The organism is Marinobacter sp., assembly GCF_044799475.1.
Lineage (GTDB): Bacteria > Pseudomonadota > Gammaproteobacteria > Pseudomonadales > Oleiphilaceae > Marinobacter.
This window is the reverse complement of record NZ_CP085217.1, coordinates 840,712-860,913: the sequence shown is the minus strand read 5'-3', so window position 1 is coordinate 860,913 and position 20,202 is coordinate 840,712. Positions and strand designations below refer to the sequence as shown.

Sequence of the window (20,202 nt, the reverse complement as noted above, 5' to 3'; positions counted from 1 at the left end):
AACTTTTTATTCCCAGACTACCTTGCTCTTCTGTTCAAACCATTTGTCCATTTTGGGAGCGTAGTGGTTTTCGATCACGTTTCTCTTGATCTTCATGGTGGGGGTCAGCATGCCATCCTCCACCGTCCAGGGCTCCTTGACCACTACGGCGAAGGCCAGTTTTTCATGGGCCTCGCAGGCGGCGTTCACTGAGTCCAGTTCTTCAGCCAGTTCCTGCTCCAGTGCCTTGTGGTCGCCGCCCCTGGCCAGTTCTTCCCGGGCCTCCTCCGACAGCAAAACCAGCAGGCAGGGTTGGGGCTGGTTGGCGCCGGCGACGCAGATTGCCTCTGCTCTGGGATGATTGAACCGGTTCTCAATGGGGACCGGCACCACATACTTCCCTTTGGAGGTCTTGAAAAGGTCCTTCACCCGACCGGTGATCCGCAGGAAGCCATCTTTGTCGATCTCTCCCATGTCCCCGGTCCTGAGGAAGCCGTCAGAGGTGACATCCTCCTTCGTTTTCTCTTCATTTTTGTAGTAGCCGAGCATCTGGCCGGGACTCTTGACCTCGATTTCGCTGCCTTCTCCCACACGGTGCTCGACGCCCGGATTGGCCACCCCTACGGTGCCCACTCTGGCCTGACCCGGCCGGTTGCAGTGCGAGTAACCGAAGTTTTCGGACATGCCGTAAACCTCCAGCAATTCGAGGCCCAGGTTGCGATACCAGGCAATGATGTCCGGCGCCAGCGGGGCGGCCCCCGTGAGTGCTGCCCGGGCATGGTCGAGACCCAGTTGCTTGAGCACCTTCTTTTTGACAACGCGGTTAAGGAGGGGAATATTGAACAGAATTTTCTGTTTTTTCGGCGGCAGCTTGGTGTTGATGGCCAGGTAAAACTTCATCCACAGCCGGGGAACCGAGAAGAACAGGGTTGGCCTTGCCCGCTGCAGGTCTTCCTGGAAGGTGTCCAGAGAGTTGGCGAAGTAGAGGTGGAATCCGTAATAGAGTGACTGGGTCTCAACCGCAGCGCGCTCGGCCACGTGGGCCAGCGGCAGATAGGACAACATGCGCTCATCCGGCCCCACCGGGAACAGCTGCTGGAGCCCGTCCGCCACCGAGATCATGGTGCGGAAACTGTGCATCACACCTTTTGGCCGGCCGGTACTGCCGGAGGTGTAGACAATGGTGGCCAGATCATCCGGGTCGGGTAGCCGAGGTTCTCCGGGCTGGGTTTTCGCGATGATGTCGATCCATTTGTCGGTGTCATCCCGGGGGGACATGGGCAGGGAAATGATCGGAAGGTCGTCCGGGATGTGGCCCTTGATGTCATTCCAGCCGTCGGCTTTGCCATCCATCTTGCCCAGGAACATCAGCCTGGCTTCGCTGTGCTCCAGCACGTAGCCGGCTGTCTCTCCGTTGAGAGTGGGGTAAAGTGGCACGGAAACATGGCCGGCGGACCAGATGGCCAGGTCAGACAGAATCCAGTGGGCGCTGTTCTTGCCCAGAATGGCAATGTTGCTGCGCTCGGGAAGATCCAGGGTGGTGAGATGCGCTACCATGCACGATACCTGGTCGGCAGCCTGTTTCCAGGTGATGTCTTCGACGCGACCGTCGGGAAAAGGCTGGGTGAGGTACACTTTGTCCGGCGTCTTTTCGGCCCAGTGGTAGAGGCAGTGCACGGAGGTTTTTTTGTCAGTGGCAATCGACATGGATCTGTTCCTTTGTTGTTATAGCCCCTGGCGGTGGACATTCAGGGAGCGCCCAAAAGCACACCAGGGCCAGAAATCAGCAGCCTTCGTAAACAGTAAAGGCAAACACCGGGATCATTCACTAAACGTTTTCGCTACGTCAAGTAGGCAGGCTATTCTTTCCTGCCAGAACACAGAGCAACCAGGAGAAAATGAATGCGAGCATCCTCGATAACGAAGTATCCGACATCCGGAATTACCGCTCTGGTCCTGGCGGCCCTGCTCCTTGCTGCGCCCTTTGCCGTTGCAGAGGGGAGTGACACTGCCAGAGAAACCGTGGCGCCGCAGAAGCTGAAGGAGCAGGCGCAACAGCTCGAAGAGAAGCTGGCGGAATACGATCAGGACCAGCGGGATGAAGCCATGAGCCACATTCGGGAAACCCTGGATGCGCTGGACAGCCGGATCGAAAAGCTTGATCAGACAATGACATCCCGGCGGGAAGACATGGACAGAAGAATCCGCGCCCAGGCCAAAACCAGCCTTGCACATCTGAACAGGGAGCGGTTGAGAGCAGCTGAATGGTACCAGCGGATGGAGGACAGCGCTTCGTTTACCTGGGAGTCCATGAAGGATGGGTTTGACGACGCCTATTCAAAGCTCGTCGAGGCATGGCTGGACGCTGAAGAAGTGGTTAGCGCCAGCGAGGCCACCGCAGAAGAATAAAACACGAGCTACATCCAGGAGGAATCAGCCACATGCCCGAGAACAGGCAGATCGCCGGCCTTGATCTGGACCGTCTGGACCGGATCGGTACCCACCTCGACCAGCGCTACATCCAGCCGGGAAGACTGCCCGGCGCCCTGACGCTGGTGGCAAGGCGGGGTGAACTCGCGTGGGTCAAAGCCCAGGGACTGATGGATGTGGAGCGAAACCTGCCAGTATCACGGGACACGGTTTTCCGCATCTATTCGATGACCAAGCCGGTTACCTCTGTCGCCATGATGCAGCTCTACGAGAAGGGCTGTTTCCTGCTCAATGACCCGGTACATAAATACATTCCCGGCTGGAAGAACATGCGGGTATTCAAGAGCGGTATTTACCCGGACTTTCTCACTGAGCCCGCCACCACCACCATGACCATCCGGGACCTGTTCACCCACATGTCGGGTCTCACCTACGGCTTCATGAACCGCACCAATGTAGACGCGGCCTACCGGGAGCTGAAGCTGGACGGCAGCCGGAGCCTCACCCTGGGCGACCTGGTGAATCGTCTCGCCGAGCTTCCCCTGGAGTTTTCTCCCGGCACCGCCTGGAACTACTCGGTGGGCACCGACGTGCTGGGTTATCTGGTACAGCTGCTGGCGGACCAGCCCTTTGATGACTACCTGCGGGAGAATATTTTCGAGCCGCTGGACATGCCTGATACCGGATTTCACGTGAATAACCTTCAGGCTGAACGTTTTGCCGCCTGCTATCTGTACGAGCAGGGCGACAGGATGAAGCTGTACGACGACCCGGAGTCGTCGCCCTTCCGGAAAGAGGGAAGCTATCTGTCCGGTGGCGGTGGCCTGGTATCCACCATTGACGACTATTTTCATTTTGCCCAGGCGCTCTGTCAGGGTGGCGAATACCAGGGCCGGCGCATCATCGGCCGCAAAACCCTGGAGTTCATGCGCCTGAATCACCTGCCGGACAATCAGGACCTGCCGGGGCTTTCGGTGGGGGCTTTCAGCGAGGCCCCATACGCCGGTAACGGCTTCGGCCTCGGTTTCTCGGTCAAGACCGATGTTGCCAGGTCCCAGACTAACGGCTCGGTGGGTGAGTATGGCTGGGGCGGACTGGCAAGCACCCACTTTTTCATCGACCCGGTCGAGGAACTGGTGGTGATCTTCATGACCCAGCTGATCCCCTCTTCCTCCTACGCCATCCGGCAGGAGCTGCGGGGGATAGTCAGCGGGGCACTGGTGGACTGAGACGCGTCAGGCCCGGGTGTTCAGCCAAACGCCAGCCAGACGCCCACCAGCATCATCAGCGACCCGGCTACACGGTTGACTACCCGCACACCGGTTCCCTTGCGCATGGCCTGACTCAGTTTGCGGCCACCATGGGCGTAAAGCTGAAGGGAAAGGAATTCCAGCAGCAGAATGATCAGTATCAGCGCGGTGAGCTGGGGTGCCATGGGCAGTCCGCTGTCGATGAAGGGCGGCAGCAGTGCAATGAAGAAGGCCCAGCCCTTGGGGTTCGCGATGGCGGTCACGAAGCCCTGGACAGCCAGCGCCAGTCGGGAGGTATTCGCCGGCATCACCCCTTCCTCCGGCATGGCCATCTTGCCCCTGGAGAGCCACATCTGTATCCCCAGCCATGCCAGATACACGCCGCCAGCGTACTTGAAGAGGGTAAAGGCCGTGGGGTAGTTCAGCATGAAAGTGGCAACGCCCACTGCCGCCGCTGTGGCTACCACAGCCACCCCCAGAAGCTCCCCGGCCATCATCCACATGGCCCTTCGGACACCGATGGTGATTCCCAGGGACAACGCCAGAGTCATGCACATGCCGGGAGTGATCGACACCATGAAAAAGGTGGGGATAAAAGCCGTGAGAAGTTGCAGATTGAGTGATAACAATATGGGGTACCCGGAGTCGGAATTGACTGGTGCAGCGGAGCCCGGCCTGCAGTTTCAGATCGGACAGTTTACTCTTGTGTGAATCATTTTTCCCGTAGAAGCGATCAGCCATGGACGAGAAAATTCTCAGCGCTGTCAGTGAACTCCGGCAGCTTGAACCAGACCGCCGTGCGGAGGTCCTGCGAACCTATCCCTCGCAGGAGGCATCGGCCATTTTCGAGCAGCTGGAGGCTGGCCTTCAGGAGGAAGTACTTGAACATCTTCCGGAAAAGCATGTGCGGAAACTGCTCATGGATCTGGACCCGGATGACCGGGTTCAGCTTCTCGATGCTGTGGCGGCTACAGTCGCCGACGAATTTCTTGCCCACCTGAGCCCCCGTGAACGCCGGCTGACCCAGAAGCTCCTTGCCCATCCGGAGGAAAGTGCGGGTCACATCATGACTCCGGAGTATTTACCCCTCTCTCCATCCCTTACGGCGGAGCAGGCTCTGGGACGGGTGCGGGAAAAAGGCAGCCGGGCGGGCACTGTCAACGTGCTGCCGGTGGTGGACGAGGAAGGCTTTCTTAAGGGACTGGTCATGCTTGGCGCCCTCGTGATGGCGGAACCGGCAACGATCATGGCCGACCTGATGCTGGAGTCGGTGCCGACGGTTTCCCCGGAAACGGATCAGGAGGAGGTGGCCCGGCTGGTCCAGGCGGCGGATCTTCTGGCGCTGCCGGTGGTGGACGCAGAGGGCCGGCTGCTGGGTCTGGTGACGGTCGACGACGCTCTGGACATCCTGCACATGGAGCAGGAAGAGGATTTCGCCAGGGCCGGGGCCAGTGCTCCGATGATGAGGCCCTATTTCTCCACGACCGTGCGGGAGCTGACCCGCGCGAGGCTTGTCTGGCTGCTGCTGCTGGGGGTGGCCGGTACCCTGACCGTCCAGGTGCTGAACACCTTTGAAAACCTGCTTGAGCAGGCCATCGCTCTCTCCCTCTTCATACCACTGCTGATCGGCGTGGGTGGCAATAGCGGCGCCCAGTCCGCGACTACTGTCACACGGGCCATTGCCGTGGGGGACATCCTGCGGGGACCGCGCGCCGCGTTCCGGGTGGTGGCAAGGGAAACCCGGGTGGGCTTTCTGCTCGGTGCTGCCCTTGGGGTCCTGGCCTACCCGGCGGTCATAGTTCTCTTCGAGGCCCGGCTCGCCCTGACCGTGGCCATTACTCTGGTGGCCATCTGCACCCTGGCGACCCTGGTAGGGTCCGGCATGCCGCTACTGGCCCGCCGCCTCGGAATTGACCCGGCTCTGGTGAGTGCCCCGCTGGTCACCACCATTGTGGATGCCAGCGGGCTGGTGGGATATTTCATGGTCGCAAAAGCGGTCATGGGCCTCTGAGCTTCTCAGGCGTCGTCGTGAGGGATCGGGTCGGGGCTGCTGTCCAGGTTTTCAGGCTTCCCCTTCCCAGCCGATCGGCATGACAAAGCCCGCCGCCCGGGGATGGCCACCGCCGCCGTAGGCCACGGCGATTTCACTTACGTCGCGGCCCGTTTCCCTGGAGCGCAGGCTGAATTTCCGGCCTCGCGGGGTATCGAAATAACTGGCGGCGAAGGGCTGCCCCTCGGACATCAGATGGCCGGCATCGGAAGCATACATGTAGGGCAGATTGGCCACCGGCACGAGTTCCCCACCTATGACCATGGTGCGGGCAGTCGCACGGACCAGTTCTTTTACATCCTTGGCATGTTTGCGCTCAAGGGTGTCGCCAATGGCGAAGAGTGCCTGCCAGGAGTCATCATCCTCCAGGGCCTTTGCAAGGCCATCCCAGACCACGAAGTCCTGGTCGTGAGTAAACAGCATGGCGCCAATCTCACGGGTTCCGGGAATCTCGAACTGCCACAGGTCCCGGTCCTGGATGTGTTTTATCAGCCTGGGCCGGGGTTCGCCGGGAAAACACCAGTCCCATGCCATGGCGGCGCCGGAACGGGTCAGATCAAACTCCCCCTGCAGCACACCTTCGTCCAGCAGCGGCTGAATATCTGTTTCGGCGGTCTTGTGGTGGTCAAGGATGGTCACAGACCTGGCCTGCTCAATGACCTGCTGAAGCTCTGGCAACTTGTAGGAAAAGTCCACCAGAAGTACATCATGCCCGGTGCAGTCCGGGGGCGCCTTGCCGTGACTGCCCGGGAAAAATGCCACGGTTTCGCCAAAGCGTTTGCGCACTGCCCAGGCGGCACCAAAACCATCGGCGCAGTTGCCATGATAGATGCAGAGAGTAGGGGCGATCATGTCGCAGGCTCGAAACGGTCCTGCAGCCAGGATTTGATGGCATCGGATTCATAGAGCCATTCCTGTCGGCCATCCTCATGGCTGATCAGCAGACAGGGTACCTTGATCCGGCCGCCCCCTTTTTCCAGCTCGGTCCGGTGCTGCTGATCGTGCTGGGCGTCACGGGTTTCGACGCTAAGGCCGAGCCGGGCGATTTCCTTGCGCACCTTTATACAGAAGGGGCAGGCATTGAACTGATACAGGGCCAGCTTTGAGGACTCCTGGTCAGCCCGGCCCTGGTCTGACGGGGAGCGTACGATGGCTTTCGGTGTGCTGAGCTTTTCGCTGATCAGCACGATCGGCGTAAGTATCAGTCGCAGTGTGCGGAAGAAATAGCGGATTAATATTCTCATGGGTGTTTCCTGGTGTTCAGAGAGTGGTTGGCGGGCAATAGCAGTATTCCAGCGCTCAACGGAGCGCACTGGCCGGGAATACGAATGGCTGGCGGACAACGGATTGCCGGGTTCGCGTCAAGCCGGGTTTGTATCAGAAAAACCGCCAGTGAAAAAGCACATGGCGCATAAATGCGCCGACAGGCTAAGATCCCTTCCCCAGACGGCTGACGAATCAGCCGGATGGCAACATGTCCCTATACTAACAGAGGCACCATGGCCCGTTTTAATCTGATTGGTACTGCATCCATTCCCGGCAAGGGTTCTGAGCTGCGTCTGCTTCAGCGCAACGATGAATTCTCCATCAAAATTGCCGGCAGCACCGGGGAACTCATGAACAGCCGGCTGCACGGTTCCGAGGACGCCCTGGCGACTCTTGCCTGTGAAAGAATCGCGGGGATAGCTGCACCCAGGGTCCTCATTGGCGGACTGGGCATGGGTTTCACCCTGGCGGCTGCGCTGAAGTCCCTGGGCGAAGATGCCGAAGTCACTGTGGCGGAGCTGGTGCCGGAGGTCGAGGAGTGGAATCACGGTCCTCTGGGTGCGGCTTCCGGCTACCCTCTGAAGGATCCCCGTGCGCGGGTTCATATAGGCGACGTGGGGGAGCTTCTCAGGCAGCAGCCGGGTGCCTGGGATGCAATCCTGCTGGATGTGGACAATGGGCCGGAGGGTCTGACCCGCAGGGAAAATGACTGGATTTACTCCACTGCAGGTGTGCTGGCCGCCCAGGCCGCCCTGCGCCCCGACGGGGTCCTGGCCTATTGGTCGGCGAGTCTTGACCCGTCCTTTACCGAGCGGCTGCGGAAAACGGGCCTGACGGTTGATCCGGTTACCGTGCGCGCCCATCGTCCGGGAAAAGGTGCCCGTCATGTAATCTGGCTGGCCTGGTAGTAACTGTTATCCGAAGGCGTGACCGAGAGGATTTTTCCATGTTGAAACCCGTTACCTGTGGCCTGATTCTGGTTCTTTTCGCAGCCTCGGCCCTTGCGAACGACCAGGTTCGCCAGAGAATCGAGGCACTCCATGCAGGTTATCCAGTGTCTGCCCTGGGGGAACGGCTCCTCGCACGCCAGGCGCTGTCGAACTTCTATGAAGACCGCGGCTATGCTCTTGCATGGGAGCGGGTTGAAGACCGCAATGCCCTTGTAGCAGCTATCGAGAACGTTTCGGCTGATGGCCTGATACCCACGGATTATCATTTCGCGGCCCTGAAGGAGCTGATGAGCCAGCCGCTCGAGGACCTTCAGCTGGAAGAGCTGATTGACCTGGAGCTGCTGTTATCCGACGGATTCCTGATGCTTGGCTCCCATCTTCTCGAAGGCAAGGTAAATCCGGAAACCATCGATGTCGAGTGGGTGGCCAACCGTCGTCAGCGGCTCCTCGCTCCGGTTCTCACCAGCGCGCTGCAAGCAGGTGATGTGGCGGCTGCAATTGACGGCCTGCGACCTGCACACGCGGGCTATCATGCGCTGGTGCAAGCCCGGAAGGAGCTGGCTGCCGAACTCTCTGGACAGGAGTGGCATCTGATTGCCAGCGGCCCTGCCATCAAGGCAGGAACGCGGGATGAGCGGATGCCAGCCATCCGGTCCCGTCTTGATCTGACTGTAGAGGGACAAGAGGGTGACACCGCAGCTCAGCCTGACGAGATGGTTTACGATCCAGCGCTGGTTTTTGCAGTAAAGCAGTTTCAGGCCCGTCACGGCCTCGAAGCTGATGGTGTGGTGGGCAGGGCCACCCTGGCCGCGCTGAACATCAGCCCTGAGATGCGCCTTCACCAGATTGACCTGAATCTGGAGCGCTGGCGCTGGCTGCCCGATGACCTGGGTGAAACCCACGTGATGGTCAACATCGCAGCCTTTGAGCTGAAGCTGGTTGATCGGGGACAGGAGATCCTGCGCCAGCGGGTGATTGTTGGTCGTCCGTTTCGCCAGACGCCGGTGTTCAGCGACCGGATCCGTTATCTGGTGATCAATCCGACCTGGACTGTGCCCAGAAAGCTGATGGTCCAGGACCAGCTGCCGGAAGTCATCCGGGATGCCTCCTACCTGGAACGGCTGGGCTTTCACGTTTACCAAGGCTGGGGCGCCAATCGTCAGCTCATTGATCCGGCCACAGTTGACTGGTCGTCGCTGTCTGCCCGGAACTTCCCTTACCAGCTGGTGCAGCAACCGGGCCCGTTGAATGCCCTTGGCCAGATCAAGTTCATGTTCCCCAACAAATTTGATGTTTACCTCCATGACACCCCCGCCCGGGGCCTCTTCGGTAAAACCGAGCGGTCATTCAGCTCCGGATGCATAAGGGTGGAAGATCCCCTGGAGCTGGCCCGGCTGCTGCTGGCCAGCCAGGCGGACTGGTCCGGGGAACGTATCCAGCAAACGGTCGCCTCTGGCCAGTTACAGACAGTCCTTCTCAAAAAACCGGTGCCAGTGCACCTTGAGTACTGGACGGCCTGGGCAGACGAGGCCGGCCAGGTCCAGTTCCGGAACGATATCTACAGCCGGGACCAGCGCCTGCTGGCAGCGCTCCGGACACCGTCCAGCGCCGCCGTGATTGCGGTGGCAAGCCGCCAGTAGCCTGCCCGCGATGTCATATTCCCTTTGCTATACTGACCTGACAAACGCACCTGAAAGGAGCCTTTCATGAGTGGAAAAAATCAGGCCCAGCGGCGGTTCGAACGTCATCTCCGGGAAAATCTGCTGGAGGAATACCGGCAACTCATTGACGAGGATTCCGGCGATGAAGCTCCGGATACCCTGGAATCCCATGCCCTTCTCAAAGATGCCGTCGGCGCACGGGCCACGGACCTTCACCTGGACCCCTTTCCCGATCATCACCGCATTCGCCTGAGAATTGATGGCATCATGGTGGATGCAATGGAAGTTTCCCCGGATCAGGGCCGTCGACTCGGTAACCAGTTCAAGGCCCTGGCAAACCTGGACCCTGTGCCTTCGGTGCGCTGCGACGAGGGCAGCTTTTCATTTACCCTGGACGACCTCGACCTGGACCTGAGGGTCACCGCAGTGCCCTGTATGTCCGGCAGCTGGGCATTTCCGGCCAGGGCATTGAATGGATCCGCCGCTGGATGGATGCCACCAGCGGCCGGGCCCTGATGGGAACCCTGCACAGCCGGGACTCTGTGGGCACCATCACTGCCCTGCGCAATCTTGGCCTCGACGATTATGAGATTTCCGCTAACCTGGGCCTGGTGGCAGCCCAGCGGCTGGTCCGAAAGCTCTGCCCCGAATGCAGGACAAAGCGCATGCCCGATGAGGTAGAAAAGCAATGGCTCAGGGAGTGTGGACGCGAAGTCCCGGAAGAGACCTGGTCCGCCCAGGGTTGCCCGAGCTGTGACAACCTTGGCTTCCGGGGCCGCACGGGGATTTTCGAGGTGTGGCAGCCGACCGAGGAAGATTACGCCATGATCCTCCGCCACGAAGACGAGCACGCTCTCCGTCACGCGCTCATCGAGCGGGGCCACCCGCTGATGCTGGACGACGGCCTGGCCAAGGTGGAGGAGGGACAGACTACGCTGAGGGAGCTGTTGCGGTCCGGTACCATGCTGCCTGGTTACAAATCAGACCAGAACAGCTGAAGACCCCCCTGAGGCTCCGGGAGCGGTCCGAATGCCGCTCTCAGCCTTCGTCCTTCACCCGTGGCTCCGGACGGTTTTGGAAAGGCCTGTCCGCTTACTCTGCTCTTCGCCTCCGGATGGTTGCATTTATCAGCAAATGTACTAACAAAGATCGTTATTATTCGATCAGTCTGTTATTGTCACTCCCGTTCCTACCTCGAAGGATTTCGTGCAAAGAGCACGACCCCATCCGATACGACCTTTCAGAGGGCGGCGCCAGCAATATCGCGCGACCGCAGTCGTTTTTACAAGTCGATGACTTTTTCATGGTTCTCCCCTTTCGTGGGCAGGAACCACAAGAGATTTAATTTATGGATTTTTCCTCACTCGGTTTGTCCGAGAAGCTGGTACGTGCAACCGCGGACCAGGGCTACGATACTCCGTCACCCATTCAGGCCCAGGCCATTCCTGCCGTGTTATCCGGCAAGGACGTCATGGCAGCTGCCCAGACAGGTACCGGCAAGACCGCAGGCTTTACCCTGCCGCTGCTTCAGCGGCTGGCGGAAACCCCGCGCAAGGGCAGTGGCATCCGTGTTCTGATTCTGACCCCGACACGGGAACTGGCCGCCCAGGTGGCTGCCAGTGTTGAGCTGTACAGCAGGTACATGCCCACTACGTCTGCCGTGGTATTCGGTGGCGTCAAGATCAACCCCCAGATTGCCAAGCTGCGCCGCGGTGTAGATGTGCTGGTGGCAACACCTGGCCGTCTGATGGACCTGCACCAGCAGGGTGCCGTGCGTTTCGATTCCGTGGAGACCCTGGTGCTGGACGAAGCTGACCGCATGCTGGACATGGGCTTCATCCGGGACATCCGCAAGATCCTGGCCCTGCTGCCAAAGCAGCGCCAGAATCTGATGTTCTCCGCGACCTTCTCAGGTGACATCCGCAAGCTCGCGGAAGGCATGCTGAACAACCCGGTGCAGATTGAAGTTGCCGTGCGCAACGCCACTGCCGAAAGTGTCGAGCAGTCGGTTTATCCGGTGGAGCAGAGCCAGAAATCCGCCCTGCTGAGCCAGCTGGTGCGGAAACACGAGTGGCAGCAGGTGCTGGTGTTTACCCGCACCAAGCACGGTGCCAACCGTCTGACCCAGAAGCTGGAGAAGGACGGCATCACCGCCGCCGCCATCCATGGCAACAAGTCCCAGGGTGCCCGTACCCGCGCTCTTGATGACTTCAAGAAAGGCGGCGTGCGCGTACTGGTAGCTACCGATATCGCCGCCCGTGGCCTGGATATCAAACAGTTGCCCCAGGTGGTCAATTTCGAGCTGCCCAACGTGCCGGAAGATTACGTGCACCGTATCGGCCGTACCGGCCGTGCCGGCGAAGTCGGTCACGCTCTGTCACTGGTGAGCGCCGACGAAAACCGTATGCTGGCGGGTATCGAGCGGCTGATCAAAAAGCAGCTGCCCCGCAAAACCATGGAAGGCTTCGAGCCGGATCCGACCGCCTCAAACCGTCCCGCCCCGAGGCCAGCCAGTAATGGCGGTGGTCGTGGTGCCGGCAATGGTCAGAACCGTGGCCGCAGCGGTAACGGTGGCGGAAATGTCAGAAGCGCTGGCACTGGCAACAATCCCCAGTCCCGCCGGCCTTCTGCGAGACGTGAAACCGCCTGAACCCGGGTAACACGGAAAAGCCCCGCTATAGCCCATGCTGTAGCGGGGCTTTTTTCGTTTAATCGGCGTGCTGTCAATTACCTGAGATATGAGTCGCGGGGAAAATGGTCGTGGGGACTCATATACAAATGTTATGCCGGCAGTCCGCAATCTTCAGGCGATTCAATGGATTATCGCCCGAGGATGTGATCAGCCGTGTTGATTAGTGCACAGTTGCCTTCGAGAACAGATTAATCACCGCAACGCCGGTGATGATCAGCGCCATACCAATCACGCTTGCAGCATCCAGAGTCTGTCCGTATACCAGCCAGCCGATAAACGCCACCAGAACAATACCCAGCCCCGCCCAGATGGCATAAGCCAGACCTACCGGAATTTCTTTCAGTGTGATCGAGAGGAAGTAAAACGCAACGGCATAGCCCGCTATCACCAGCAGGCTGGGTCCGAGCCTTGTGAACCCTTCACTGGCTTTCAGTCCACTGGTTGCCACGACTTCCGCGACAATGGCAATACCGAGAAATAACCAACTTTTCACAGTGAATCTCCAGTGCCGCCCGAGAGTGGAAAGCAGACGATACCAGCCCGCAACGCCGTCTGACAGGGAGACTGCAGAAAAGGCGATGGGCGCCGGGCTGCGGTTGTATCCCAAATATATACGCAGACGTTCGCAAAACGCCAGAACACCGAGTGAGAAATGCAGGTAGCTATCTGATAGGGTTGAAAACGCCCTGCTGCAAGCGTTAAATCAGTCGTGATGCCGAAGCTGGGCGATAAGCAAAGCGTCATCCGTGACCTGGTAAACCATTCGGTTTTCTGCCGTTACAGATAATCTTCCCAGGTCGTCTCAGAGAAGATGGGCTTCAGGCGTTAGAGGGTTCAACTTTGTCAGCTATAAGTGTTGAAAAAACCTGGGTTGCTGGTGTCGCCAGTGCGCCCCTGTATGTGGTGATAGCGGTCCTGATCAGCGGTCTGAGTCTGATGGCGTGGTTTATCACGTTTATCGGAGCAGTGCTTGCCATTGCCGTGCTTTATCGGCAGTTCGTTGTCCAGATGGTGGCGCGTGGCTACAGACCTGGCATCGCGCTGGCGTGGTGGGGCGCTGCTCAGGTGTTGTTTATCGCTGCTTCCGTCTGGATCATTCAGACTGTCTAGTCTGGAGTTCAATTGTCGGGTCCCCCACAAACAGAAACCATCCGGCGAGAGAATGCGGCTTTAATGAGGCGGCAGGTTTTGCAAACGGGCGTGAATCCTTCAGAACCGGGAGGATGATTCTGGGGTGGCAGTCTCGGCGGGGTCCTCGGGCACGTAAACATCTCTCACGCTGAGTGTATTACCGTCAGCATCCTGCACCGTCATGGTGCGAATCGGCCGGCCGGTTCTGCGATCTCTCAGGTCGAGGGGTGCGCCGTCAGGGGAGGGATTCCACTTGTCACCCCATTGCCGGAGGGCGATCACCACTGGAAGCAGGTCCCGCCCCTTGTCGGTGAGGCGGTATTCCTGGCGGGAGCCATGCTCTCCGACCTCCACCTTGCGCAGCACGTCATTGTCCACAAGGCGCGCCAGCCGGTCACCCAGAATGTTGCGGGCGATGCCCAGCTCCTGCTGGAAGTCCACAAAGCGTCGGGTGCCATACATGGCCTGCAATACGATCAGCAGCGACCACCAGTCCCCCACTTCATTGAGGGCCCGGGCAACGGAGCAGCTGGAATCATCAAAACGTTTTCTGGCCATGGTTTTGAGTGTACCGAATGGGGTTGCATTTTGAAACCAGATTCAATAGGGTTGCATAACGAAACCAGATTAGTGAGTTTACTACTCAGTCACCGCTTTCGCGGATGCCGCGATGATTCAGGAGTCCACGCTATGTCCATGAACCTCGGTCCACTGTTCGAGCCCTTCGAAACCGGTTCCCTCAAGCTGCGCAACCGGGTTGCCATGGCGCCCATGACCCGCAATTTCTCTCCGGGTAGTGTGCCTGGTGAGAACGTGGTCGAGTACTATCGCCGTCGCGCGGAAGGTGGCGTGGGCCTGCTGATTACCGAAGGCACGACAGTGAATCACGCGGCCGCCAACGGCTACCCGGATGTGCCAGCCTTCCACGGTCTGAAGTCGCTGGAAGGCTGGAAAAAGGTTGTGGATGCAGTCCACGGAGCAGGCGGGGCGATTTTCCCCCAGCTCTGGCACGTGGGTTCCGTCCGCAAGGAAGGCACGGGGCCTGACGCCAGCGTTCCCGGCTACAGCCCCTCCGGCCTCTTTGCTCCCGGCAAGGCCAATGGCAAGGTCATGTCCAGAGAGGACATTGCCGATGTGGTCAAGGCTTTCGCCGATGCCGCCCAGGATGCCCAGGCCCTGGGTTTTGACGGTGTCGAGATCCATGGCGCCCACGGTTACCTGATCGACCAGTTTTTCTGGGAAGGCACCAACCAGCGGGACGACGAGTACGGCGGCACAATGGCAAACCGCCAACGCTTCGCCATTGAAATCATAGAGGCCATCCGTCAGCGGGTGGGCCCTGACTTCCCCATCATGCTGCGTTTTTCCCAGTGGAAGCAGCAGGACTACGAAGCAAGACTGGTGCAGAGCCCGGAGGAGCTGGAAGCCTTTCTGCTGCCTCTGGTCGAAGCCGGCGTGGACATTTTCCATGCCTCCACCAGGCGCTTCTGGGAACCGGAATTTGAAGGCTCCAGCCTGAACCTTGCGGGCTGGACCCAGAAGCTCTCCGGCAAGCCCACCATGTCCGTGGGCAGTGTCGGCCTGACCGAGGACTTCATCAGTGGTACCTTTGCCAGCAAGAAGGAAGCGGTTGAGCAGGCTGGTATCGACGAGCTGGTTGAGCGCATGAACCACGGTGAATTTGATCTGATTGCCGTAGGCCGCGCCCTGCTGCAGGACCCGGAGTGGCTGGTCAAGGTGAAGGAAGGGCGGATTGCCGAGGTGGAAGCTTTCGCGAAGAAGTCACTGATGAAGCTCTATTGAGTCCGGCGGACCCCGCCATCCAGTGAGTCGTTAATGCCCGGGCCGCAGGGCCATGCCCTGCGGCTTTTCGCTACAAGGTTGGCTGACGGTTCTGCTGGCGTGTACGCTGACACAGGTGAAGAGCGTAAATGCCTGTCTGAGGAGGTGGCATGAAAATTCCCTCGAGCACGACGTTTTCGCTTTTTGGTGCGGCCCTGGTTGCAATCAGCTACGGGCTCGCGCGCTTTGCCTTCGGCCTTTTCGTTCCCCCCATCCGGGCCGAACTGGGACTGACGCCGTATGTGATCGGCATAATCGGGGCGCTGCCACTCATCAGTTTCCTGCTGGCAACACTGGTGGCGCCGTTCGCCGCTGACCGTCTCGGTGCTCGTTACGCGGCGGTGTTGTCTGGTGGGTTCGGCGTTGCCGGGCTGGCGCTGATAAGCCAGTCTACTGGCGCTTTATCACTCGGCGTGGGTGTGTTTGCCTGTGGCATCTGCACCGGCCTGATGATGCCAGCGCTCACGGCCGCCATGCAGGCGCTGGTCAAGCGTTCGCTGCACGGCCGCGTGAGCGCAGTCATGAACGCCGGGACCAGCGTTGGCGTGGCCGTTGCCGTACCGGCGGTTCTGTTCCTCGCCGGCGCATGGCGTTTTGCGTACCTGTCCTTTGCGATTCTCGCAGCCATCGGAGTGTGTGCAGCCTGGTACTTTCTGCCTTCGGTGTCGCGAATCACGCCCTCAAATGCCTCGCCGCCGCCTCCCATCAGCGCCCTGCAGTGGGTGCGTCTTTTCAGGCTCTCGCTGTTTGCCTTCATGATGGGCTTCGTTTCTTCTGCCTACTGGATCTTCGCGCCCGACCTGGTCGTCACCCTCGGCGGTCTGCCGCCCAGCATGACCGGATGGCTATGGCTGGCGATGGGTATCGCCGGCCTTGGAGGTGCGGTGGTGGCTGATGTCGCTGATCGCAACAACCCGGCCATTACCCAGGCGCTGATGCTGATGATGCTGTCGGCGAGCCTGGCCCTGCTTGCCGCCAGCCCCGGTCAGCTGATGATTGCGGTGTTTTCCGCGCTGGTCTTCGGGCTGGCTTACATGAGCCTGACAGGGCTCTATCTGATGACCGGCATCCGCCTGTTGCCGGGCCGGCTTTCGATGGGGCCGGTGTTTCCCTTTATGGCGGTTTCGCTGGGGCAGGCGACCGGCTCGCCCCTTGTTGGCATGCTGGTGAGTGAATTCGGCTACGCCGATGGCTTTGCCATGTTTTCGGCGGTTGGTATCACTGTCGCAATGCTGTCGCCACTGTACCCGCCTTACCTTGAACAGGAACCTGAGCAGCCCGAGGAAGAAACCGGCCTCCAGGCGGCGTACGACTACCAGCTTCATGACGAAGAAGATGAGCCAGTCAGGTCAGTGCCGATTGAAGGTAAAAAATAGCGGGCTTACAAAAACAAACCCGGCTTTTTACTGCCATCGCGTCTGGCACCAGTCAGCCTGCTGTTCAGGCGCCAGAAACGTCCAGGCTACGGCCCGGGTGATTTTCTGTCCCTGGTGCATCTCCATCGTCCGGACATCCCTTGCCCCCGCCTTTTTCAGGTGCCGGTAAATCCCGGGGAGGTTATCACTCCGGGAAACCAGGCTGCTGAACCATAGGCACTGCTCTCCGAATTCGGCGCTCTCGGCAATCATGCGGCCAATGAAGGCTGCTTCACCGCCCGGACACCAGAGTTCGGCCCCCTGTCCTCCGAAATTCAGGCTGAGCCCTCCAGCGGCTTGCGGCTTTCCTTCAGATGACACCCGGGTTCCTTTCTTCTTCGCGCTGGCGGCCAGGTTCCTGACCTTCTGCCGGGTTCCGGCGGTGGCTTCGGCGAGGGAAGCATGAAAGGGCGGATTGCAAAGCATGAGATCAAAAGCCTCCCGGTCTCCGATGACCCCGCGAAATATGTTCTGCTCCGAAGGTTGAAGGCGGCACTCGATCCGACCCTTCAGAACCGGATTGCTGTCAGCAATGGTCTTCGCTGATCGTACCGCCACAGGATCTATGTCCGTCCCTACAAACTGCCAGCCGTACAGCCGCGAGCCCACAATGGGGTAAATGCAGTTGGCGCCCATGCCCACGTCCAGAACTCTGATTCTCCGGCCCCTGGGGATGGTGTTACCGGGGTTGCCCGGGGTTTCTGCCAGCAGGTCGGCGGCATAGTGGAGGTAATCGGAGCGTCCGGGGATGGGCGGGCACAGGTAGCCAGGGGGAATATCCCATGAATCCACCTGGTAAAAATGTCTGAGCAGGGCCTGGTTCAACAGTTTGACTGATTCCGGATCGGCAAAATCCACCGACAGATCGCCATGGGGGTTCTTCCGCAGGGCAGTGGCAAGGGCCGGACTGGTTTTCATCAGGGCGTCAAAGTCATAGCGCCCCCGATGGAGATTTCGCGGGTGCAGGCTGCCCGCCTCTCCGGGAGGCTTGGGGCGGTGTTTTCTGTCGTGTTTCATCCGGATGCTGACTTTTGAAATGAGAGGTGAGTATAACAGCCGCCCCGAGTCCCATCGCTACCGTGAGCCGACGGGGTTTGCTGATCGTTAATTCATCCGGCGTCCAAAATCCGTATGATGAAGACTTTTCACCCGGAGAAGAGGGACACCGATGAAAACGTTCAGATCTGCTGTTGCTGTTTTTGCACTGGCCACCACCCTGCTGTTTGCGGGTTGTGCCACTGTCGGTCAGGATTTCGCCACTGACAGGGTGACCGACATAGAAGTAAACGAAACCACCCGGGCGGAAATCAGGGAGATGTTTGGGGAGCCTTGGCGCAAGGGCATCGAGGACGGCAAGGTTACCTGGACCTACGGCAAGTATCGCTGGTCCGCCTTCGGTACTGCTGAAACCACCGATCTCGTGGTGCGGTTCAACAAGGACGGCACTGTGTCTTCCTACGCCTACAACACCACGGAATAAAGACCCAAGGGGGCTTGCGGGCTGCATCCATTCATGTGGCCCGCAATTCCGCTAACCGGGACAGTGCGACCAGGCACGGCTGACCGCACTTGACTGACCGGGCTTAACTGACAAGCGTTCCACCATCCACCGCCAGGCACTGGCCGGTGATATGGCGCCCGGCTTCTGAAGCCAGCAGCACGGCGGCGCCCTTGAGGTCCTCGTCACCGCCAAAGCGGTTCAGGGGAATACGCTCCAGCATGGCGTCGCCCTGATCTTTCAGCAGTCCCTCGGACATCTTTGAGGGGAAAAAGCCCGGGCAGAGGGCATTCACGTTGATGTTGTGATGGCCCCACTCCGAAGCCAGCGCCCGGGTGAAATTGACCACCGCGCCTTTGCTGGTGTTGTAGGCGATGGTCTTCATGGCCTCGGGGTTTCCGGAGAGCCCGGCGATGGAGGCAATGTTGATCACTTTGCCGCTTTTGCGGGGGATCATGCAGCGTTTTGCCACCGACTGGGTGAGAAAGAAGGTGGCATTGACGTTCAGATTCATTACCTTCATCCAGCCTTCTGCCGGGTAGTCTTCGGCGGGCGCCCCCCAGGTGGCGCCGGCATTGTTGATGAGGATGTCGATGTCTCCCATGCCGCCGACAATCCTGTCCACCACGGCGGGGATACCCTCCAGGTTCGACAGGTCCGCCGACAGGGTCATCACCTCAATACCCAGGCCTTTGAGGTGAGTTTCAGCTTCATCCAGCTCGTGCTGTTTGCGGGCAGTGATCGCAACCTTTGCCCCCATTTCCCCCAGGGCTTCAGCCATCTGCAGGCCGAGGCCTCGGGAACCACCGGTGATCAGGGCAACTTTGCCGGTCAGGTCGAACAGTTTTTTCAGACTCATGGTTATCTCCGGGTCAGGCGGTGCCGGTCAGCAGCTGGTCGCTGACCTGTTCCAGGTGGTAGTCGGCATCGCCGAACAGAAGGTTGATCAGTGTCAGGCGCTTGAACAGGTGGGCAGCGAACATCTCATCCGTCACGCCCATGCCGCCGTGAAGCTGCACGGCGTCCTGGCCCAGTTTGCGGGCCGACTGGCCGACCAGGCTCTTGGCCATGGACAGGGCCCGGCGTCTGGTTTCCCGGTCATCGGAATCCGCTTCGCTGGCGGCCAGGATGGACATGGTTTTGGCCTCCTCGGCGGCAATGAACATGTCCGCCATGCGGTGCTGAAGCACCTGGAACTTGCCAATGGGCACCCCGAACTGCTTGCGGGTCTTGAGATAATCCAGCGTGGCTTCGTTCAGCGCCTCCATGGCGCCCACCGCTTCAGCACAGAGGGCCGCGATGGCCAGATCCGTTGCCTTTTCAATCAGCGGCAGGCCGTTTCCCGGTTCTCCCACCACCGCATCGTCACTCACCCGGACATTGTCCAGCAGCAGCTCAGCGGTGCGCTGGCCATCGTGGGTGGCAAAATCGGTGACATGGAGACCCTCGGCATTGCGGTCAACAAGGAACAGGGAAACGCCTTCGGGATCGGTAATGTCGCCGCTGCTGCGGGCAGAGACAATCAGCTGGCCGGCCTGGCCGCCATGGATAACCGCGGTTTTCTGACCATTCAGCACAAAGCCATCATCGGTCTTTTCTGCGGTGGTCATGACCTGGGTCAGGTTGTATCTGGCACCGGGCTCGCTGTGGGCGAAAGCCATCAGGTGCTCCCCGGCTGCAATCTTCGGCAGGATGGTGGCTTTCTGCTCCTCGCTGCCCGCATCCCGGATAAGCCCACCGGCCAGAACCACGGTGGCCAGGTAGGGCTCCACCACCAGGGCCCGGCCAAAGCTGTCCATCACCAGCATGGTGTCCATGGCATTGCCACCCAGACCTTCATGCTCCTCGGGGAAGGTGAACCCCAGTAGCCCCATGTCGGCGAAGGCGCTCCAGGTTTTCTCATCCAGGCCTTTGCCGGAATCAATGATCTGGCGGCGTTTTTCAAAGCTGTATTCGTTTTTCAGGAAGCGCCGCAGGGAATCCTGCAGCATCTGTTGCTCTTCTGTCAGATCGAAATTCATGTTTCGCTGCTCCTCAG

21 protein-coding genes are annotated in these 20,202 nt (G+C 59.7%); 12 read left to right on the top strand and 9 right to left on the bottom strand.

What is annotated here, in order from left to right; genetic code table 11:
* Positions 1 to 6: 6 nt before the first annotated feature.
* Positions 7 to 1,686 carry an AMP-binding protein gene (locus LG327_RS03970; protein WP_404366071.1) on the bottom strand — a complete coding sequence of 560 codons (1,680 nt, stop codon included), beginning with the start codon at positions 1,684 to 1,686 and terminating at the stop codon, positions 7 to 9.
* A 195-nt stretch (positions 1,687 to 1,881) separates the two neighbouring features.
* Here LG327_RS03970 and LG327_RS03965 point away from each other — a divergent pair, with 195 nt between their 5' ends.
* Together LG327_RS03965 and LG327_RS03960 are read left to right on the top strand one after the other, a co-directional pair.
* Positions 1,882 to 2,388 (top strand): hypothetical protein, encoded by a 507-nt coding sequence (locus tag LG327_RS03965; protein WP_404366068.1) that lies wholly within the window; start codon positions 1,882 to 1,884, stop codon positions 2,386 to 2,388.
* Positions 2,389 to 2,420: 32 nt separating this feature from the next.
* Positions 2,421 to 3,638, top strand: a complete 1,218-nt coding sequence (locus LG327_RS03960) for a serine hydrolase domain-containing protein (RefSeq protein ID WP_404366064.1) — start codon at positions 2,421 to 2,423, stop codon at positions 3,636 to 3,638.
* Positions 3,639 to 3,658: 20 nt separating this feature from the next.
* Here the strand turns inward: LG327_RS03960 and LG327_RS03955 are convergent, their stop codons facing one another.
* Positions 3,659 to 4,288, bottom strand: a complete 630-nt coding sequence (locus LG327_RS03955; protein WP_404366061.1) for a LysE family translocator — start codon at positions 4,286 to 4,288, stop codon at positions 3,659 to 3,661.
* A gap of 110 nt (positions 4,289 to 4,398) precedes the next feature.
* Between LG327_RS03955 and mgtE the strand changes: the two genes are divergently transcribed.
* A complete protein-coding gene (mgtE, locus tag LG327_RS03950) occupies positions 4,399 to 5,670 on the top strand; it encodes a magnesium transporter (RefSeq protein WP_404366058.1) in 1,272 nt (423 codons plus the stop codon).
* A gap of 51 nt (positions 5,671 to 5,721) precedes the next feature.
* Here the strand turns inward: mgtE and LG327_RS03945 are convergent, their stop codons facing one another.
* Positions 5,722 to 6,561, bottom strand: a complete 840-nt coding sequence (locus LG327_RS03945; protein ID WP_404366055.1) for a DHH family phosphoesterase — start codon at positions 6,559 to 6,561, stop codon at positions 5,722 to 5,724.
* Positions 6,558 to 6,953 (bottom strand): glutaredoxin family protein, encoded by a 396-nt coding sequence (locus LG327_RS03940; protein ID WP_404366052.1) that lies wholly within the window; start codon positions 6,951 to 6,953, stop codon positions 6,558 to 6,560. The genes LG327_RS03945 and LG327_RS03940 overlap by 4 nt, the downstream gene beginning before the upstream one ends.
* Positions 6,954 to 7,208: 255 nt before the next feature.
* Here LG327_RS03940 and LG327_RS03935 point away from each other — a divergent pair, with 255 nt between their 5' ends.
* From LG327_RS03935 to LG327_RS03915, 5 genes are all read left to right on the top strand, one after another.
* Positions 7,209 to 7,883, top strand: a complete 675-nt coding sequence (locus tag LG327_RS03935; RefSeq protein WP_404366049.1) for a spermidine synthase — start codon at positions 7,209 to 7,211, stop codon at positions 7,881 to 7,883.
* 38 nt (positions 7,884 to 7,921) lie between these two features.
* Positions 7,922 to 9,565: a murein L,D-transpeptidase gene (locus LG327_RS03930; protein ID WP_404366046.1), complete on the top strand. Its 1,644-nt coding sequence runs from the start codon at positions 7,922 to 7,924 to the stop codon at positions 9,563 to 9,565.
* A 66-nt stretch (positions 9,566 to 9,631) separates the two neighbouring features.
* Entirely contained in the window at positions 9,632 to 10,102 is a 471-nt protein-coding gene (locus tag LG327_RS03925) for an ATPase, T2SS/T4P/T4SS family (RefSeq protein ID WP_404366043.1), read from the top strand.
* Positions 10,075 to 10,584 (top strand): ATPase, T2SS/T4P/T4SS family, encoded by a 510-nt coding sequence (locus LG327_RS03920; protein ID WP_404366040.1) that lies wholly within the window; start codon positions 10,075 to 10,077, stop codon positions 10,582 to 10,584. Before LG327_RS03925 ends, LG327_RS03920 begins: the two co-directional genes overlap by 28 nt.
* Before the next feature lie 350 nt (positions 10,585 to 10,934).
* Positions 10,935 to 12,236: a DEAD/DEAH box helicase gene (locus LG327_RS03915; RefSeq protein ID WP_404366037.1), complete on the top strand. Its 1,302-nt coding sequence runs from the start codon at positions 10,935 to 10,937 to the stop codon at positions 12,234 to 12,236.
* 202 nt (positions 12,237 to 12,438) lie between these two features.
* Here the strand turns inward: LG327_RS03915 and LG327_RS03910 are convergent, their stop codons facing one another.
* A complete protein-coding gene (locus tag LG327_RS03910; protein WP_404366034.1) occupies positions 12,439 to 12,771 on the bottom strand; it encodes a DMT family transporter in 333 nt (110 codons plus the stop codon).
* 347 nt (positions 12,772 to 13,118) lie between these two features.
* Here LG327_RS03910 and LG327_RS03905 point away from each other — a divergent pair, with 347 nt between their 5' ends.
* Positions 13,119 to 13,388, top strand: a complete 270-nt coding sequence (locus tag LG327_RS03905; protein ID WP_404366031.1) for a hypothetical protein — start codon at positions 13,119 to 13,121, stop codon at positions 13,386 to 13,388.
* Positions 13,389 to 13,487: 99 nt separating this feature from the next.
* On the opposite strand, the gene LG327_RS03900 is transcribed toward LG327_RS03905, so the two are convergent.
* Entirely contained in the window at positions 13,488 to 13,967 is a 480-nt protein-coding gene (locus tag LG327_RS03900; protein ID WP_404366028.1) for a winged helix-turn-helix transcriptional regulator, read from the bottom strand.
* A 132-nt stretch (positions 13,968 to 14,099) separates the two neighbouring features.
* Between LG327_RS03900 and LG327_RS03895 the strand changes: the two genes are divergently transcribed.
* Positions 14,100 to 15,212 (top strand): NADH:flavin oxidoreductase, encoded by a 1,113-nt coding sequence (locus LG327_RS03895; protein WP_404366025.1) that lies wholly within the window; start codon positions 14,100 to 14,102, stop codon positions 15,210 to 15,212.
* A 149-nt stretch (positions 15,213 to 15,361) separates the two neighbouring features.
* The gene (locus tag LG327_RS03890) at positions 15,362 to 16,627 is read left to right on the top strand and encodes an MFS transporter (protein ID WP_404366022.1); all 1,266 of its coding nucleotides are present in this window, start codon (positions 15,362 to 15,364) and stop codon (positions 16,625 to 16,627) included.
* A 27-nt stretch (positions 16,628 to 16,654) separates the two neighbouring features.
* Here LG327_RS03890 and rlmF read toward each other — a convergent pair whose 3' ends face one another.
* Entirely contained in the window at positions 16,655 to 17,683 is a 1,029-nt protein-coding gene (gene rlmF, locus LG327_RS03885) for a 23S rRNA (adenine(1618)-N(6))-methyltransferase RlmF (protein WP_404366019.1), read from the bottom strand.
* Between the two features lie 151 nt (positions 17,684 to 17,834).
* On the opposite strand from rlmF, the gene bamE reads away from it, so the two are divergent.
* The gene (gene bamE, locus LG327_RS03880) at positions 17,835 to 18,146 is read left to right on the top strand and encodes an outer membrane protein assembly factor BamE (RefSeq protein ID WP_404366015.1); all 312 of its coding nucleotides are present in this window, start codon (positions 17,835 to 17,837) and stop codon (positions 18,144 to 18,146) included.
* Positions 18,147 to 18,249: 103 nt separating this feature from the next.
* Here bamE and LG327_RS03875 read toward each other — a convergent pair whose 3' ends face one another.
* Both LG327_RS03875 and LG327_RS03870 read right to left on the bottom strand, forming a co-directional pair.
* Positions 18,250 to 19,023 (bottom strand): SDR family oxidoreductase, encoded by a 774-nt coding sequence (locus LG327_RS03875; RefSeq protein WP_404366012.1) that lies wholly within the window; start codon positions 19,021 to 19,023, stop codon positions 18,250 to 18,252.
* Positions 19,024 to 19,036: 13 nt separating this feature from the next.
* Positions 19,037 to 20,185, bottom strand: a complete 1,149-nt coding sequence (locus LG327_RS03870; protein ID WP_404366009.1) for an acyl-CoA dehydrogenase family protein — start codon at positions 20,183 to 20,185, stop codon at positions 19,037 to 19,039.
* Between the last annotated feature and the right edge of the window lie 17 nt (positions 20,186 to 20,202).

What these genes read in the sequence shown, in the direction of transcription:
- LG327_RS03970 (WP_404366071.1), bottom strand. Translation starts at nt 1,686, where the DNA reads ATGTCGATTGCCACTGACAAAAAAACCTCCGTGCACTGCCTCTACCAC.
- LG327_RS03965 (WP_404366068.1), top strand. Translation starts at nt 1,882, where the DNA reads ATGCGAGCATCCTCGATAACGAAGTATCCGACATCCGGAATTACCGCT.
- LG327_RS03960 (WP_404366064.1), top strand. Translation starts at nt 2,421, where the DNA reads ATGCCCGAGAACAGGCAGATCGCCGGCCTTGATCTGGACCGTCTGGAC.
- mgtE (WP_404366058.1), top strand. Translation starts at nt 4,399, where the DNA reads ATGGACGAGAAAATTCTCAGCGCTGTCAGTGAACTCCGGCAGCTTGAA.
- LG327_RS03945 (WP_404366055.1), bottom strand. Translation starts at nt 6,561, where the DNA reads ATGATCGCCCCTACTCTCTGCATCTATCATGGCAACTGCGCCGATGGT.
- LG327_RS03940 (WP_404366052.1), bottom strand. Translation starts at nt 6,953, where the DNA reads ATGAGAATATTAATCCGCTATTTCTTCCGCACACTGCGACTGATACTT.
- LG327_RS03935 (WP_404366049.1), top strand. Translation starts at nt 7,209, where the DNA reads ATGGCCCGTTTTAATCTGATTGGTACTGCATCCATTCCCGGCAAGGGT.
- LG327_RS03930 (WP_404366046.1), top strand. Translation starts at nt 7,922, where the DNA reads ATGTTGAAACCCGTTACCTGTGGCCTGATTCTGGTTCTTTTCGCAGCC.
- LG327_RS03925 (WP_404366043.1), top strand. Translation starts at nt 9,632, where the DNA reads ATGAGTGGAAAAAATCAGGCCCAGCGGCGGTTCGAACGTCATCTCCGG.
- LG327_RS03920 (WP_404366040.1), top strand. Translation starts at nt 10,075, where the DNA reads ATGGATGCCACCAGCGGCCGGGCCCTGATGGGAACCCTGCACAGCCGG.
- LG327_RS03915 (WP_404366037.1), top strand. Translation starts at nt 10,935, where the DNA reads ATGGATTTTTCCTCACTCGGTTTGTCCGAGAAGCTGGTACGTGCAACC.
- LG327_RS03900 (WP_404366028.1), bottom strand. Translation starts at nt 13,967, where the DNA reads ATGGCCAGAAAACGTTTTGATGATTCCAGCTGCTCCGTTGCCCGGGCC.
- LG327_RS03895 (WP_404366025.1), top strand. Translation starts at nt 14,100, where the DNA reads ATGTCCATGAACCTCGGTCCACTGTTCGAGCCCTTCGAAACCGGTTCC.
- LG327_RS03890 (WP_404366022.1), top strand. Translation starts at nt 15,362, where the DNA reads ATGAAAATTCCCTCGAGCACGACGTTTTCGCTTTTTGGTGCGGCCCTG.
- rlmF (WP_404366019.1), bottom strand. Translation starts at nt 17,683, where the DNA reads ATGAAACACGACAGAAAACACCGCCCCAAGCCTCCCGGAGAGGCGGGC.
- bamE (WP_404366015.1), top strand. Translation starts at nt 17,835, where the DNA reads ATGAAAACGTTCAGATCTGCTGTTGCTGTTTTTGCACTGGCCACCACC.
- LG327_RS03875 (WP_404366012.1), bottom strand. Translation starts at nt 19,023, where the DNA reads ATGAGTCTGAAAAAACTGTTCGACCTGACCGGCAAAGTTGCCCTGATC.
- LG327_RS03870 (WP_404366009.1), bottom strand. Translation starts at nt 20,185, where the DNA reads ATGAATTTCGATCTGACAGAAGAGCAACAGATGCTGCAGGATTCCCTG.